At 58.4% G+C, this 16,406-nt stretch carries 14 protein-coding genes; 6 read left to right on the top strand and 8 right to left on the bottom strand.

Translation table 11 applies throughout. From position 1 onward, the window contains the following. Positions 1–72: 72 nt before the first annotated feature. Together MC50_RS22710 and MC50_RS22705 are read left to right on the top strand one after the other, a co-directional pair. Positions 73–2,850, top strand: a complete 2,778-nt coding sequence (locus tag MC50_RS22710; RefSeq protein ID WP_046852379.1) for a flavocytochrome c — start codon at positions 73–75, stop codon at positions 2,848–2,850. An 82-nt stretch (positions 2,851–2,932) separates the two neighbouring features. After that, on the top strand, positions 2,933–3,895 hold the full coding sequence (locus tag MC50_RS22705) for an FAD:protein FMN transferase (RefSeq protein WP_047665633.1): 963 nt from the start codon (positions 2,933–2,935) through the stop codon (positions 3,893–3,895). Here the strand turns inward: MC50_RS22705 and dcuR are convergent. Both dcuR and MC50_RS22695 read right to left on the bottom strand, forming a co-directional pair. Beyond that, positions 3,876–4,595, bottom strand: a complete 720-nt coding sequence (gene dcuR / locus MC50_RS22700; protein ID WP_032687473.1) for a two-component system response regulator DcuR — start codon at positions 4,593–4,595, stop codon at positions 3,876–3,878. The genes MC50_RS22705 and dcuR overlap by 20 nt on opposite strands. Further along, positions 4,592–6,211, bottom strand: coding sequence for a sensor histidine kinase (locus tag MC50_RS22695; protein WP_032696079.1), 1,620 nt, complete (start codon positions 6,209–6,211; stop codon positions 4,592–4,594). Before MC50_RS22695 ends, dcuR begins: the two co-directional genes overlap by 4 nt. A gap of 173 nt (positions 6,212–6,384) precedes the next feature. Between MC50_RS22695 and MC50_RS22690 the strand changes: the two genes are divergently transcribed. The 4 genes from MC50_RS22690 to MC50_RS22675 all read left to right on the top strand — a co-directional run bounded on the left by MC50_RS22690 (position 6,385) and on the right by MC50_RS22675 (position 11,734). Then, positions 6,385–7,305, top strand: coding sequence for an N-acetylmuramic acid 6-phosphate etherase (locus tag MC50_RS22690; RefSeq protein ID WP_032687474.1), 921 nt, complete (start codon positions 6,385–6,387; stop codon positions 7,303–7,305). A 316-nt stretch (positions 7,306–7,621) separates the two neighbouring features. Further along, positions 7,622–9,235, top strand: coding sequence for a malate dehydrogenase (quinone) (gene mqo, locus MC50_RS22685; protein ID WP_234565731.1), 1,614 nt, complete (start codon positions 7,622–7,624; stop codon positions 9,233–9,235). A gap of 215 nt (positions 9,236–9,450) precedes the next feature. After that, positions 9,451–10,653, top strand: a complete 1,203-nt coding sequence (locus tag MC50_RS22680) for a multidrug effflux MFS transporter (protein ID WP_047664991.1) — start codon at positions 9,451–9,453, stop codon at positions 10,651–10,653. Between the two features lie 154 nt (positions 10,654–10,807). Further along, a complete protein-coding gene (locus MC50_RS22675) occupies positions 10,808–11,734 on the top strand; it encodes a LysR family transcriptional regulator (RefSeq protein WP_032696083.1) in 927 nt (308 codons plus the stop codon). Here MC50_RS22675 and mdcH read toward each other — a convergent pair. From mdcH to mdcC, 6 genes are all read right to left on the bottom strand, one after another. After that, positions 11,724–12,626 carry a malonate decarboxylase subunit epsilon gene (mdcH, locus tag MC50_RS22670; RefSeq protein WP_047664990.1) on the bottom strand — a complete coding sequence of 301 codons (903 nt, stop codon included), beginning with the start codon at positions 12,624–12,626 and terminating at the stop codon, positions 11,724–11,726. The genes MC50_RS22675 and mdcH overlap by 11 nt on opposite strands. Further along, complete coding sequence (locus tag MC50_RS22665; protein WP_032687480.1) at positions 12,623–13,243, bottom strand: malonate decarboxylase holo-ACP synthase; 621 nt, start codon at positions 13,241–13,243, stop codon at positions 12,623–12,625. Before MC50_RS22665 ends, mdcH begins: the two co-directional genes overlap by 4 nt. Position 13,244: 1 nt before the next feature. Then, positions 13,245–14,204, bottom strand: a complete 960-nt coding sequence (locus tag MC50_RS22660) for an AEC family transporter (protein WP_032687481.1) — start codon at positions 14,202–14,204, stop codon at positions 13,245–13,247. A 269-nt stretch (positions 14,205–14,473) separates the two neighbouring features. Continuing rightward, entirely contained in the window at positions 14,474–15,274 is an 801-nt protein-coding gene (gene mdcE / locus MC50_RS22655) for a biotin-independent malonate decarboxylase subunit gamma (protein ID WP_032687505.1), read from the bottom strand. After that, positions 15,274–16,107: a biotin-independent malonate decarboxylase subunit beta gene (locus tag MC50_RS22650; RefSeq protein ID WP_032699720.1), complete on the bottom strand. Its 834-nt coding sequence runs from the start codon at positions 16,105–16,107 to the stop codon at positions 15,274–15,276. Before MC50_RS22650 ends, mdcE begins: the two co-directional genes overlap by 1 nt. Beyond that, positions 16,100–16,399 carry a malonate decarboxylase acyl carrier protein gene (gene mdcC / locus MC50_RS22645; RefSeq protein ID WP_032696086.1) on the bottom strand — a complete coding sequence of 100 codons (300 nt, stop codon included), beginning with the start codon at positions 16,397–16,399 and terminating at the stop codon, positions 16,100–16,102. The genes MC50_RS22650 and mdcC overlap by 8 nt, the downstream gene beginning before the upstream one ends. Positions 16,400–16,406: the final 7 nt, after the last annotated feature.

Here is a 16,406-nt window from a genome sequence, read left to right as displayed (position 1 = left end):
TAAGAAACACAACCAAAAACAATTCCGTCACCCAATTCTGAATTTTCAATATTTAAAATCTGGAGTGTTAATATGACCAGTAGCCCACGTATATTGCGTCCTTTTACCTTACCGAATGGTACTGAGTTAAAAAACCGTTTGTTAATGGCACCGATGACCACCTGCACCGGCTATTATGACGGCAGCGTCACCAGCGAACTGGTGGAATACTATCGCGCTCGCGCCGGCAGCATTGGCACCATTATCGTTGAGTGCTGTTTTATTGATGATTACGGTCTGGCTTTCCCGGGCGCCATCGGCATCGACAATGACGAGAAAATTGCCGGTCTGGCTAAAATCGCCGACGCCATCAAAGCCGAAGGGTCAAAAGCCATTCTGCAGATCTATCACGGCGGACGTATGGTCGATCCGCAGCTGATCGGCGGCCGTCAACCGGTGGCGCCGAGCGCGCTGGCCGCACCGCGCGAAGGCGCTGCGATGCCGCGTGCGCTGAGCGGCGAAGAAGTTGAGGGAATGATTGCCAAATTCGGCGACGGTGTACGTCGCGCCATTCTGGCCGGTTTTGATGGCGTGGAAATTCACGGCGCTAACACCTATCTTATCCAGCAGTTCTATTCCCCGAATTCTAACCAACGCGATGATCAGTGGGGCGGCAGCCGCGACAACCGTGCGCGTTTCCCGCTGGCGGTCCTCGACATTACCCATAAAATGGCGAGCCAGTACGCCGATGATGCCTTTATTATCGGCTATCGCTTCTCCCCGGAAGAGCTGGAAGAGCCGGGTATCCGTTTTGATGACACCCTGTACCTGCTGGAAAAACTGGCGGCGCGCGGTCTCGACTATCTGCACTTCTCCGTCGGCGCATCTCTGCGTCCCTCGATTGTCGATACCAGCGATCCGACGCCGCTGATTGAAAAATATTGTGCGCTGCGCTCTGATACCCTGGCTCAGATCCCGGTGATGGGCGTTGGCGGCGTGGTCAACGCGGCGGATGCGGAGCAGGGGCTGGATCATGGTTACGATCTGATGGCCGTGGGCCGCGCCTGCATTGCTTATCCGGACTGGGCGGCGCGGATTGCTGGCGGAGAAAATCTCGAGCTGTTTATCGACAGCACCCAGCGCGAAGCGCTGAATATTCCGCAGCCGCTGTGGCGCTTCTCGCTGGTTGAAGCCATGATCCGCGATATGAGCATGGGCGATGCGAAGTTTAAACCCGGCCTGTTTGTGGAAACCGTGCAGGACGATGCCAACGAACTGGTGATTAACGTTAGTCTGGAAAATGACCGCATCGCCGATATCGAACTGGCTGCCGGCCCGCAGCAGAACGTGGAGTTCACTACCAGCTTCGAAGAGATCCGCGAACGCATTTTGACCGCCAATACGCCGCACGTGGACGCGATTTCTGGCGCCACCAGCCAAAGTGAAGCGGTGAAAAAAGCGGTGTCGAAAGCGATGCTGAAATCAAGTAAAGCGCTGGCGCTGGAAGAGGGCGGCGCAGATCTGACGCCGAAAAGCTATGACGTGGTGGTGGTCGGCAGCGGCGGCGCCGGGCTGGCCGCCGCCATTCAGGCGCACGATGAAGGCGCAAGCGTCCTGATCGTTGAGAAAATGCCGACCATCGGCGGTAATACGATTAAAGCCTCTGCCGGAATGAACGCCGCGCAAACGCGCTTCCAGCGGGTAAAAGGTATTGAGGACAGCAAAGAGCTGTTCTATCAGGAAACCTTAAAAGGCGGACACAATAAAAACAATCCGCAATTGCTGCGTCGGTTCGTGGAAAATGCCCCAGAGGCCATCGAATGGCTGGCGCGTCGCGGGATCATGCTTAATGACATCACCACCACCGGCGGGATGAGTATCGACCGTACTCACCGTCCGCGTGACGGATCCGCCGTCGGAGGATACCTGATTAGCGGCCTGGTGCGTAATATCACTCGTCGCGGCATCGATGTGATGCTGGATACATCGGTGGAAGAGATCCTGATGACCCACGACCAGGTGAGCGGCGTACGTCTGCTGAATGATGAGCAGGAAAGTATCGAGGTGCAGACCAAAAGTATCGTGATGGCGACCGGCGGTTTCAGCGCCAATAGCGCGATGGTGGTAAAATATCGTCCGGATCTGGCGGGGTTTGTCACCACCAACCATAAAGGGGCCACCGGCGGCGGTATTGCGCTGCTGGAACGGATTGGCGCCGGCACCGTCGACATGGGCGAAATTCAAATTCACCCGACCGTTGAGCAGAACACCTCGTACCTGATTTCCGAATCGATTCGCGGCGGCGGCGCCATTCTGGTCAATCAACAGGGGAACCGCTTCTTCAACGAAATGGAGACCCGCGATAAAGTGTCTGCGGCGATCATCGCGCTGCCGGAGCATTATGCTTACATCGTCTTTGATGAACATGTCCGGGCGAAAAACAAAGCGGCCGACGAATATATCGCCAAAGGTCTGGTGACCAGCGCCAGCTCGCCGCGTGAACTGGCGGAGAAACTGGGGATGGATTACCATGCCTTCCTCGCCACGCTGGAACGCTACAACGGGTTTGTTGAAAATCAGCGTGATGAAGAGTTTGGTCGTACCACCGCGCTGCGCGCGCCGGTTAACGAAGGGCCGTTCCATGCTATCCGCATCGCGCCGGGGGTTCACCACACTATGGGCGGTGTGACCATTAATACTGACACCGCGGTACTGGATACTCATCATCAGCCGATTGCCGGCGCTTATGCCGCGGGTGAAGTGGTCGGGGGTATCCACGGCGGCAACCGTATCGGCGGCAATGCCGTAGCGGATATTATTATCTTTGGCACCCTGGCGGGCCACCAGGCGGCAAAACGCGCCAGAGGCTAACGCTCAGTGATAACAGGCCGGGTTCGCCCGGCCCATTCCCGGCGGCGTCTGCCTGCCCGGGTGACACAGAGGAGCTTCAATGATGTCTGGCATCTCTGGCGACCAACGCCTCTATAGCTACTCCGCTGTTTTGATGGGGTCTCCCATCCTGCTCAAACTGTTCTCCCACGATGAAGCCCTGGCTTCCCGCACGTTTCAACTGATTAAACGCTACGAAGACCTGTTCACCGTCAACCGCGCACACTCGGAGGTGATGGCGATTAATCATGCCGCCGGCCGCCATCCGGTCAGCGTCACCCGTCCGGTATATCAGCTTATTAAATGCGCGAAAGCGGCCAGCATGGTGCAGGAGAGCGCCTTTAATCTGGCCATCGGCCCGCTGGTGAAGCTATGGCGCATCGGTTTTAACGGCCACAGCGTTCCGGCGGCGACGGATATCGCCGCGCGCTTAGCGCTGACCCGCCCGCAGGATGTGATCCTGGATGACGCCGCCGGCAGCGTTTTTCTCGCCCGGCCGGGCATGGAGATCGATCTTGGGGCGATTGCCAAAGGCTACATAGCGGACCGGGTCCGCGATGACCTGCAGCGCCAGGGAGTGGACGCGGCGCTGATCAACCTCGGCGGCAACGTGCATACTCTGGGGGCGTGGTCGATTGGGCTGAAAAAACCGTTCGCGGCCGATAATGCGCTGGTGGGCAGTATTGACGTCGTCGGCCAGTCGGTGGTGACGTCCGGCATTTACGAGCGCTATTTTGAGCAGGATGGGCGGCGTTGGCACCATATCCTCGACCCGCGCACAGGCTATCCGCTCGATAACGAGCTGGAGAGCGTAACCATTGTTGCAGATGACTCGCTCGACGGAGATATCTGGACCACGTTGATCTTCGGTCTTGGCGTAGAAAAGGGCTGCGCGGCGCTGCGCCATCGCGAAGACATTGAGGCGATTTTCGTCACCAAAAATCGCGACATTATCCTCTCATCACAGCGCCGCTTTCGTTTTCACTTACTCGACGACAGCTACCGGCTTACTGACTGTACTGCTTGAGCAGGCTGTACTGCTCGGCGACCAGCCGGTAGCGGTAGACGGGACGCCCGGTAGCGCCGTAGTGAATGCTGGTGTAGAGGATATTAATCTGCGCCAGCCAGATCAGGTATTTCCGGCAGGAGACGCGGGAAATATTGACTGCCACCGCCAGTTCATCGGTGGAAAACTCGGTACCCGGATGGGCGTCAATCCACTGACACAGCGTGCGCAGCGTCTGGGCGGTTAAGCCTTTCGGCAGCTTGCGCGCGTCGCTGGCTTCCGGCGCGTTGCCGTGGAGCAGGCGGTCAACATCGGCCTGCTCATAATAGGGCTGTCCGGTCATCAGTTTGCGTTTTTCGCGCCAGGCGGTCAGCGCCTCTTCGAAGCGCGGGAACTGGAACGGTTTGATCAGATAATCGACGACGCCGTAGTGCATCGAGGTTTGCACGGTGGCGGCATCGGCGGCGGAGGTAATCATAATCACGTCGATAGGGCGGCCAGAGGCGCGAATGGTCGGCAGCAGATCCAGTCCGCTGTCATGCTGCATGTAGACATCCAGCAGCACCAGATCGATCTCCTGTCCGCTATCGTTAATCATCTCCTGGGCCTTGCTTAGCGTAGACGCCGTGCCACAGCAGCGGAAGCCGGGAATTCTCGCCACATACAGGCGATTCAGTTCGGCGACCATGGCATCATCGTCAACAATTAATACATTTATCACGCACGTTTCCTTTTACTATCCCAGGGAAGATGAACAAAAAATTGGGTAAAGACGCCAGGCTCAGACTCGACGGCGAGCGTGCCGCCCAGTTCACGGAGCTGCTGGCTGGCGAGAAACAGGCCAACGCCGCGATTCTCACCCTTGGTCGAGAAGCCTTTATTAAAGATGGCATCAATATTAGCAGGCGGGATACCCGGCCCGTCATCGCTGACTTCGCCGCTCAGCCAGCCGTTCTGATAGTGCAGCAGCAGACCGACTTCCCCCTCGCTTTGGCCGCTCATGGCATCCAGCGCATTCTCAATCAAATTACCCAGCACGGTGACCAGCACGGTCACCTGCTTTTCATTTGGGCAATCGGGCACCAGGCTCTCTTCGGCTAAGTTAAGCGTGAAGCCGCGCTCTTTGGCGCGCTGGATTTTACCAATCAGGAAGCCCGCGACCACCGGTGATTTGATACGGTGCTGAATTTCACCTATGTCCGCCTGATAAGTATGGGCGGTTTGCAGCACGTACTCCTCCAGCTTGTCATAACTTTTCATGTTTAACAGGCCAAGGATCACATGCAGCTTATTCATAAATTCATGCGAGGTGGTGCGCAGCGCATCGACATAGTTAACCATACCGTCCAGCCGCTGCAACAGCTGGCTGACCTCCGTTTTATCCCGGAAAGTACTGATGGCGCCGACGATAGCGTTCTGACTGCGCACCGGCACGGTGTTGCTGATCAGCAGGAAGCCGTTGCAGCCGAGCTCGCGGTCATAAATCGGCTCGCCGGTTTGCAAGACCTCGTGCAGATCCGCCAGCAGCGGGGTGTGGGCAATCTCTTTGCCGGGGCCGCTAAGCAGGATCTCGCTGGCCGCCGGGTTGATCAGCGTGACGCGACCTTCGACATCCACCGCGACAACCCCTTCTTTTAACGAATGGAGCATCGCCTGCCGCTGCTGAAACTGCGTGGAGATCTCCTGCGGCTCCAGTCCCAGCAGCACGCGCTTGAGTCCGCGCACCAGGCTCCAGGTACCGATTCCGCAGACCAGGGCGCTGAACAGCACGGTTAACAGCACATCCCAGCGGCCTTTGGCGATCTGCTCATCCACTTTACTGAGTGAAATCCCGACCACCACCACGCCAATTTGCTGCTGCCGGTCGTTGAATACCGGCGTAAAGACGCGCAGCGCCGGAGCCAACACCCCGTGATTGACGGCGACATTCTCTTTGCCGGCAAAGGCAGGCTGAATATCCTCGCCGATAAATCGTTTACCGATAAGCCGGGCATTGGGATGCGAATAGCGCACGCCATGCATATCGGTCACCACGGCATACAGCAGATCGTTACGTCGGGTGATGGCCAGCGCCAGGGGCTGGATAAGTCCGCTCTGCGGCGGCAGCGCCAGGGCCTGTTTCACTTCCGGCATATCGGAGAAGGTGCGTGCGACCGCCAGCGCCGTATCTTTTACGCCGTCGCGGGTGGTGTCGCTGATCTGTATAAACCACAGCGCGTAGACCAGCAGCAGTACCGAACCAATCACGCTGCTAATCATGAGCGTCACGGCGGTACTCAGCTTCATCCTCATCAGACGTTTGCGCGCGGGCGGAATTGACTCCGCGATATCCTTCATACCATCCCCTGAACTGTTCGGCGAAGGGCCATTATCGCTGAAGGTAACCATTTCTTAAAGCTATGTAAAAAAGCAAAAAGACGCTGAAAGAACCGGGAAGCGTGACCCCACTCGCAGGACCTCGCAATAAATATCCTTATAGTGAATAGGGAGTTATTTAAAAGGAGGTTTTTATGAGCAGTAAGCCAACCGCATCAATGATGGAACGACGCCACCCTGAAACTCGTCACATCGACACGCTCGCCACCCTCGATATGCTGACCCTGCTGCACAAAGACAACCGGCAAATTGCCGACGCCGTCGGGGCCTGTTTACCGGAGGTTGCCCGTCTCGTTGATAATGCCGCCGCAGCCCTGAGTCGGGGAGGGCGGCTGGTGATTGTCGGCGCCGGAGCATCCGGCCGCGCGGCGCTACAGACGGTCAGCGAGTATACGCCGGAAGAGAAACATTCGCTGGTTGGGCTCATTGCCGGTGGCCCGGCAGCCGCGCTACAGGAGATGGAAACGGCCGCTAACGATTACGATCTCGGTACGCTTGAGCTGCAGGCTATCCGTTTCAGCAGCAACGATATGCTGCTGGCGCTGACGGTTAGCGGACAAACGCCGTGGGTCTGGGGCGCGATGCGTCACGCCTGGTCGCTCGGCGCGCCAATTGCGGTGCTGACGCAGCAAGCGGAGAGTGAAGCCGCCCAGCTGGCGGATATCATTATTGCGCCGCAAACCGGGCCAGAAGCGGTGGCGGGGTTCGGTAACCCGAAAGCGCAGCTGGCGCAGCGGCAGATCCTCACGATGTTGACCACCGGGCTGGCGATTCGCAGCGGCAGGGTTTACAGCAACCTGCGGGTCGATCTGCAGGCCACCAGCCCGCGCTGGACTGAACGCCAGATTGCCATCGTCATGACGGCCACCGACTGCTCGCGCAGCGAGGCCAAAGCCGCGCTGGCCAGCTGCAATCAGCATGTGCGGACGGCAATCCTGATGCTGATGACCGGGCTCGACGCCTGGCAGGCGCGAGATTTGCTGGCGGAAAATAACGATCGTTTGCGCCTCGCGCTGCAGGAGACAAAGCGTTCGACGCTGAGTCGCGTAAATTGAATGATGCGGCGCGCAATAGCGCGCCGTTATGCTGCGAGCGTGATGTGGTGATAAATAACTAAATTAACCGGCGAGAACTATTTAACCCCTTCATTCCCGCCGTTATTTTCTGACTTTTAGTTTCGCACGCGATATTTTACTTTTTTAAGTTAAAAAAGTATTTATCAGAAATTGATTAACTGTGCGGAAAATGTAAATGATATTTTAAAATATAATAGAAATGCGTTAACATGTTTGCACTTATTTCATTGTGCTATGCGATAATTCTATTATGCCTGCAATAAAAAAATCTCTCTTATCTGTGACCGCACTGGCGATGTTTGTCAGCACCGCGTCGTATGCGAATACCGATGCCGCTCAAAAAACCGATTTCCTGCTGATTGGCGGCGGAATTATGAGCGCCTCCCTTGGCACCTGGCTGCAGGAATTACAGCCGGACTGGAAACAGGTGATGGTCGAGAAGCTGGATGGCGTTGCGCTGGAATCCTCTAACGGCTGGAACAACGCCGGGACCGGCCACTCAGCGAACATGGAGCTGAACTATACGCCGGAGCGTCCGGACGGTTCCATTGATGTCAGCAAAGCGCTGGATATTAACGAGCAGTTTATGATCTCCCGCCAGTTCTGGACGGCGCAGGTCAAACGCGGCATTTTGCACGATCCGCACGCCTTTATTAATTCCACTCCGCATATGAGTTTCGTCTGGGGTGATAATGTGGAGTATCTGCAAAAACGTTATGCCGCATTGCAGCAGACCACTTTATTCCAGGGCATGAAATTCTCCACCGATCACGCGCAAATTAAACAATGGGCGCCGCTGGTGATGGAAGGGCGCGATCCGCAACAAAAAGTGGCGGCGACCTGGACTCCGGTCGGTACCGATGTCAACTACGGCGAAATTACCCGTCAGCTGATCGGCAGCCTGAAGAAAAATAATAATTTCTCGCTGCAAACCTCTTCTGAAGTCACCGGCTTTAAGCGTAATGCCGATAATTCATGGCACGTGACGATTAAAAACGTCAATAGCGGTCAGGAGCAGGCGGTCGATGCGAAATATGTCTTTATCGGTGCCGGCGGCGGCGCGCTGAAATTACTGCAAAAAACCGGCATTCCGGAAGCGGATAATTATGCGGGCTTCCCGGTTGGCGGCTCCTTCCTGATGACGGAAAATCCAGCCGTGACCCAGCAGCATCTGGAAAAAGTGTACGGCCAGGCCTCCGTTGGCGCACCGCCGATGTCGGTTCCGCACCTGGATGCCCGTTTCATCGATGGTAAGCGCGTGGTGCTGTTCGGGCCGTTTGCGACCTTCTCTACCAAATTCCTCAAAAATGGTTCATTTATGGACCTGCTGAGCACCACCACTACCGATAACGTGCTGCCGATGACCCACGTGGGTCTCGACAACTTCGATCTGGTGAAATACCTGATTAGCCAGGTGATGTTGAACGATGATGACCGTTTTGCGGCGCTGAAAGAGTACTATCCGGACGCGCGTAAAGAAGACTGGAAACTGATCCAGGCCGGCCAGCGCGTGCAGATTATCAAGAAAGATGCTGACAAGGGCGGAGTCCTGAAGCTGGGTACCGAAGTGGTGGTCGATCAACAGAAAACCATCTCGGCGCTGCTGGGGGCATCACCGGGTGCATCCACCGCAGCACCGATCACCCTTAACGTCCTGAAGCAGATGTTCCCGGAGCAGTTTGCTTCCGCGCAGTGGCAGAGCCGCATTCATGCTATCGTCCCGAGCTACGGACAGAAGCTGAACGATAACCCGGCGCTGACGCAGCAGGTGTGGGATGATACCGCTGCGACGCTGCAGCTGGTGAAACCGCCGGTCATCGACATGAGCAAAACTCAGCCTGCGGCGACCACCGCGAAGCCGGTCGAGGCAAAACCCGCGGAGTCGGCACAGCACGATATGGCGCTGTAATCTGACATAACGTCCGCCACAGAACATGCCAGTTGGTTTATCGCCGACTGGCATTTTTTTCGTCGGCTGTGCCTGCCATCCTCGTTGCGCGCCCTCTGCGCCGTCTATTCATGAATGCGACTCATAACCTCGATACGGTTACAGGGGATTATCCGTCAGCGCTTTCTCGTTAACATACCTCGCTCTGTAACACTCTCTCCTGACGGATATCTCACATGACTTTGCCGCAAAAAAACGCCGCCAGCGGGCCGCTGTTTATTTTGATTTTAAGCGGGCTGATGGCGTTCGCTTCGTTATCCACCGATATTTATCTACCCGCCATGCCGGTGATGGCGGCGGAATTGCAGGGTGACGCCGAACTGACGATTACCGGTTTTTTAATCGGTTTTGCCGTGGCTCAGCTCATCTGGGGGCCGATCGGCGACCGCCTTGGTCGTCGCACGCCGCTGTTTATCGGTATGGTGCTGTTTATCATCGGCTCCGTGGGGTGCGCGCTCTCCGTCAGCATCGATCAGATTATTTTCTGGCGCGTTTTTCAGGCTCTGGGGGCCTGTACCGGGCCCATGCTGGCGCGAGCGATGGTACGCGATCTCTTTGCCCGGACCCGCGCCGCGCAGATGCTCTCCACGCTGACCATTGTCATGGCCATTGCACCGATTATCGGGCCGCTGCTGGGCGGGCAGCTGATCAGCGTCACCAGCTGGCATGCCATTTTCTGGCTGCTGGCGGGCATTGGCCTGCTGATGCTGCTGGCGCTACGTTGGCTGCCGGAAACGCTGCCGCCGGAGCGGCGCCAGCAGGGATCGCCGCTGAAGGCGTTTCATCACTACGGGCAGCTGCTGCGAAACCGCATTTTCATCCGTTATACCCTGAGTCTGACCTGTTATTACGTCGCCGCTTACGCCTTTATTACCGGTTCGCCGGATGTCTATATTCGCTATTTCGGCGTTGAACCGCAGCACTATGGCTGGCTATTTGCGGTCAATATTCTCGGCTTGATGACCATGAGCCTGGTTAACCGCCGTCTGGTTCAGCGTTACGCATTGGGGGATCTGCTTAAAGTGGCGCTGGTTGTGGCCTCTCTGGCGATGGTGGCGATGGCATTCAGCGTCAAATTGCATCACGGTGGTCTGGTCGGGATCGCCCTGTGCGTGTTTCTCTTTTTCTCCATGAACGGCGTGATTGCCGCCACCTCAACGGCGGCAGCGCTGGATGAGGCGGGGGAGTTTGCCGGTTCGGCATCGGCCTTCATCGGCTCACTGCAATATGGCAGCGGCATCGTCTCTTCACTGCTGCTGGCCGGGTTACATGATGGTACGCCCTGGACGATGACGTGGATTATGGGGGCCTTTACGCTTGTCAGCCTGCTGCTGGCCTGGACGCCGTCGGCACCGCGGCTTGATGAACTAAACGCATAGCCTCAGGTCGGTTCAGGTTTCTCACCGGCGGCGGTTCTCGTCGCGAGACCACGGAACAGGTGGCTGAACGTGCGCCCCGTTAAAACTTTCGCCGTAGAATGTGGTTATACTGGCTTGAATTAACAAGAAAAAGCGGAAATGCGGGGCGCAAACGATGAAAGACGACATTAATCAGGAGATAACCTTCCGCAAACTGTCGATATTTATGATGTTTATGGTTAAGGGAAATATTGCCAGAACCGCCGAAGCCATGGAGCTCAGCGGAGTGAGCGTTCATCGGGCGCTGCATACCCTTGAAGAGGGGGTGGGCTGCTCGCTGTTTGTGCATAAGGGGCGAAATTTACTGCCGCTGCCGGCGGCCTGGACGCTGCTGGAGTACTGCCAGGACGTCACCAGCCTAATGACCCGCGGGCTGGAAGCGACGCGCAAGGTGGCCGGCGTTGGCCAGGGACGTCTGCGCATGGGTACGCTCTACTCGCTGACTCTTGAGACGGTGCCGCGAATTATTATGGGGATGAAGCTACGACGGCCCGAACTGGAGCTCGATTTGACCATGGGATCCAACCAGATGCTGCTGGATATGCTGGAAGACGATGCCCTTGACGCCATTCTGATTGCGACCAATGAAGGGGAGTTCAGCAATTCTGCTTTTGATGTGGTACCGCTGTTTGAAGACGATATTTTCCTCGCCGCACCGGCGACGGAAAAACTCGATACCGTACTGCCTGCCGACCTGCGCGATTATGCCGACCGCAAATTTGTCTCGCTGGCCGAAGGATTTGCCACCTATGCCGGGTTCCAGGAAGCCTTTCAGGTGGCGGCATTCGAACCCGAAATTGTGACCCGGGTGAACGATATCTTCTCAATGATTAGCCTGGTACAGGCCGGCGTCGGTTTTGCGCTGCTGCCAGGGCGCATGAAGAAAGTGTATGAAAATGATGTGCAGCTGTTAAAGCTGGCGGAACCCTACCAGATGCGCCAGCTGATCTCTATCGTCTATGCCCACCATCGTGAACGTGACGCCGATCTGCTGGCGCTGGCGGCAGAAGGGCGAATGTACGCCCGGAGCCTTAACCGTTAAGCCGCTGTGCCAGATGACGGGCGACCTCCACGCCGCTGCTCTCAAGCGCAAGACTCTCTCCCTGCCAGCCCGCCTGACGGGTGAGGCAGGTCAGTACACCGCCGGGCGGCATCTCTATCGCCAGTCGGGCATCGCGCTCCTGGGCGGCGACGACAGCATCCTGCCAGCGCACCGTCCGCGCCATATTCATCGCCAGATCGTCGGCGATCCGCTGCGGATCCCACAGCACCCGCGCGCTAGAACCGCTCAAATAAGCGCAGCGCGGGCGCTGCAAAGACACGGGGGGGAACGCCTGCGCCAGCGCTGCCGCCGGGGCGTCCAGCAGCGCGCAGTGCGATGGAACGCTGACCGCCAGCCGCTGTGCTTTAGTGGCGCCGATGGCCAGCGCTTTCTGCGCTACGCGCGCCATCGCTTCATCGGTACCGGCAATGACAATCTGCGTGTCGGCATTGAGGTTAGCGATGTAGGTCTCTCCCTCGATCAGCAGGGTCTCCACCCGATCCCGCGTCAGCCCCATAATCGCGGTCAGGCCGTAACCGTGGGGATAGGCCTGTTCCATTAAATCGCCGCGTAGCGCCACCAGGCGCAGTGCGCTGGCGAAATCTAACGCCCCGGCGATAACTGCGGCAGGAAAGGCGCCGATCGACAACCCGCTGACGATATCCGGCTGAACACCCAGGCGCTGGAGTTCCCGCGCCCAGGCGACGCCGGTGATGAGCAGGCACAGCTGCACCGCCCGGGTGTGGCTGAGCGCCTCGACGCTATCTAAGGTGACGAGCTCCTCGCCGAGTACGCTGCGGGCCTCGGCGAGGATCGCCTCACGGTTAGGGATGACGCCGAGCATACCCGGACGCTGGTTTCCCTGACCGGGAAAGGTAAAGAGAATTTTCATGCTTCCTCCCTGTGCCAGGGCGTGTGGGTCAGGCGCGCGCCCCGGGACGTTTTCAGCAATACGCGGCCATCGCGCAGCCATTCATTCAACGCAAAGGCGCCGAATGGCGTTTCAATCTGGGTGTCGGCCCGACACGGCAGCTTCGCAACCTGCGCCTGCCACTGCCGTAGCTCTTCTTCGCTCAGCGGCATAGGGGCGCGGATCAGCAAATCGAGATCGCTGTCGGCGTGCAGAACGGGAATTTCGCTGGCCAGCGCATAGCCGGTGCTGCCGGTGATGCCCCACAGCCACGGCCACGCAAAGGTCGTCAGTAAAATAGCCGCCTGAACCGGCGGCTGGGAAACAAACGGCGAGTGCAGCAGACGTTCACGTTCGGTAAGCGCTTCCGGCGTCACCACGCGGGAAACCGCCTCTGCCTTCACCCATCCGGCGGCGCGCTGTTCGCGCTTCATGCCGCGCACGCCCACCGCAATATCATGGTTTTCATTTACATCGCGCCGCACTACCACCGGCAAACCGGGGTGCCACTGGGTTGCCACCCACGCCTCCTCAACGGTCAGTAAGGCGTTGGCGTTGTTCAGCCACAGTAAATCGTGCGGGCGCGGAGTAAAGGTCATATCAGAGTCCGGAAGTCAGAGTAATAAACAGCGGTAACGACAGGATACACAGAACGGAGCTCAACAGCAGCACGGCTTCGGCATCCGGCGACTGGACGCCAAAGCGGTTGCCGAACACCACGCCGAAGAAACCGGCAGACAGGGCAATCATCAGGATAGCGGTGATCGCCACCGAACCGTGCAGACCGAAGGCCAGAACGATGCCCCAGGCGATAAACGGCTGGATGAGCAGTTTGGCAATGGTGGCGATACCGACCATTGCGTTCAGCTTCAGCTTGCGGGCAGAGAGGATCACCCCGGTCAGGAACAGTGCGGCTGCGGTGGCAGACAGGCCTAGCGGTTTGATCGCCGCCAGCAGCAGGTCCGGCATGGTGATGCCGATAGCCGAAAGGATCACGCCGAGCAGTGGGCCCATGACGATCGGTTTTTTCAGCGAGCGCCACATCAGCACCGGCAGCATTGCCAGGGTAGAACCGCTGTTTTCACCGGCGGCGCGCGCTTTTTCACGCTCGAGGATCAGCAGGCAGAACGGGGTCATCAGTACCGAACCGCAGGCAATGGACACCGCCACGGACAGCGAGGTGGCCGGGCTCTCGCCCAGCACGCTGCCGAGAATGGGCAGGCCGAGTGCGGCATAGTTAGGCAGCGCCACGGTGAGGGTCAGTACCGCCGCGTCCTGCGGTGATTTTTTAAAGACGCCGGTGGCCAGGAAGTAGATTGCCGCATAGGTCACCCACATGGCGCCGGTCAGCACCACTATCAGCGGGGACTGCGCGACGATTCCCGCCCACGGCGTCTGTACGGTGGCGCTGAACAGCGCGGCGGGCAGGGCAAAGTCCATCACAAAGATATTCAGCAGCGACACATTTTTGTTGTCGACCATTTTGGCCTTGCCGGCCCAGAAGCCCAGCAGCATGATGAGAAAAATCGGCGCCAGGGCATGAACAATTACATAAGTCATAGAGTAATCACCTGTAGATAAAAAAAGAAATACGCGTCGTCCTTCAAGCTGCCTCTGCGCTGGCTGGCTTCCCGGCCCCCGGTCGCTGACTCCAGCAAACTCATGGGGATTGACTCCGTTGCCGCCTTGAGGCTGCGTGAATGATTGAGCGTATTGGGCTCATTGCGATGTTTTTGATTTTCTAAAAGCAGCGAGCCGTGGGCGCTATGCTGCGCCCGACGGTAGCCGCTTTCGGCAGGTCTTTTTTTACGTACTTCTGATGTTGCTCGTTACCAGCTGGCGCGCATTCGTTCGCGGACCAGGGTAGAGCTCCGGCGATTTTCCGCGCCGAGACGGTTTTTCAGCGTTGGGTCTTTGCGCGCATCGGAAATGGCCTTTTGCACGGTAATCTCCACCAGCGCCAGGTCAGCATCCGACGGGGCATCCGGATTGCTGAGATTGAGCAGGTCGGAGAGCAGACCGAGCGTCGCGTAGTTGCTGACGTCGTAGGCCATGGGTGGAATGGTCGCCGCCAGTTTTTCCAGCGCCTCGACGGTGCGCAGAGTGATACGTGCGGCGGACGCTTTGCCCATCGCATGCACCAGCACGCCCTGGTCGTTGATGGCAATCAGGCGGTTGGCCTGGTAGCCGTGCGCCAGAAACGCTCCGGACATCGCCTTGCCGACAATCAGGCCAATCACCGGATGGCCCGCCAGGCGCGCTTTCGCATAAGCGCCCGCGGCACCGGCCAGCGCCTGGTGGATACCGAACGCCTCTTCGCGGCGGCCATAGGCCTGGCTTGGGACGTCGATGATCGCCACAATCGGGCGTTTCACCTCGCTGTTGGCGTCGGCTGCGAGGGTTTCATTGACCACTTTCGCCAGCGTCCAGCCTTCCAGCAGACCCACTTCGCCTTGGGCGGCGCGCGGGTAGTGGTTGTTGGCATCCGGCACCACGGCGATGAAGCGCACGCTTTCGCCATTCAGCTGTCCGTCGGCGACTTGTACGGAGGCGCACAGGCCGTGCATGCGCGGCGCGTTCGGCGCCAGTTTTTCCAGCCATACGGCCCCACGGCTATTGGACTGAGTCATCATTTCACCTCCCGGGCAAAAAGCTGTTTGATCTGCGCGGTATCCGCCTGCTGGCGGGTATCGAAGTGGGTCAGGCGGGCCAGGTAATCCGCATATTTATCGCTGCGGTTTTGTGCCGGGACGCCCCTGGCAATGGCCTCATTCATCGCTGATTTCACTGCGTTGATGCCGTCGCCGACCAACGCATCGACCAGCCCGCTTGCATAACGGATTTCGCCGCCGGTCATGCTCCAGATAAACGGGCGATCGCGAGAGTCGTACTCGTCAATGCCGGCTTCCTGCTCGATGACCTGCGGGCCGTTGAGGCCCAGACGCGCCTCGCGGGTGACAATCAGATAGCTGCACAGCGCGGCGGCGATGGACATCCCGCCGAAACAGCCGACGGTGCCGGCGATAATGCCGACCACCGGGGTGTAGCGACGCAGGTCGACAATCGCCGCATGAATGTCGGCGATGGCGGCGAGACCGAGGTTGGCCTCCTGCAGACGCACGCCGCCGGTTTCCAGGCACAGTACCGCCAGCGTCGGGATGCCGTTGCGGTTGTCTTCTGCCGCCAGCTCCAGCGCCGCCGCCATTTTCGCGCCGGAGACTTCGCCCATACTGCCGCCCTGAAAGGTACCTTCGATGGCGATCGCCACCGCGGACTGGCCGTTGATGGTGCCGCGAGCGACCACCATGCCATCGTCAGACTGCGGCACGACGCCCTGCGGCGCGAGCCACGGCGACATCATGCCGGCGAACGGATCGAGCAGTTCGCGGTAGCTGCCTTCATCCAGCAGCGTCCGGGCGCGTTCACGGGCGCGTAATTCAATAAAGCTGCGGTCGTTACGCATGGGAAACCTCCTCAAAAACCTGTTCGATGCGAATGCGCGCCACGCCCGGCGTCGCGCCGAAATCGTGAATAATCAGCGTGCCGGCCGGCAGGCCGTTGATCAGATTCAGACGGTCAAACAGCGCGTTCCAGCGGTGAGTGCTGTTGTCCACGGAGGTGGTGATATCGATGTTGAGCGTGTCGCCGACTGCCGCGGTGAACAGCACTTCCATATCACCGGAGCCAACGACGCCTGCCAGGGCTTGACCGCTGAAGGTGCGGCTGGCAGGAAATGACAATGTAATGTGTTCCATAACATCC

Source organism: Klebsiella planticola (assembly GCF_000783935.2).
GTDB classification, from domain to species: Bacteria; Pseudomonadota; Gammaproteobacteria; order Enterobacterales; family Enterobacteriaceae; genus Klebsiella; species Klebsiella planticola.
The sequence above is the reverse complement of the archived record's forward strand: the minus strand, read 5'-3'. Positions and strand labels throughout refer to the sequence as shown.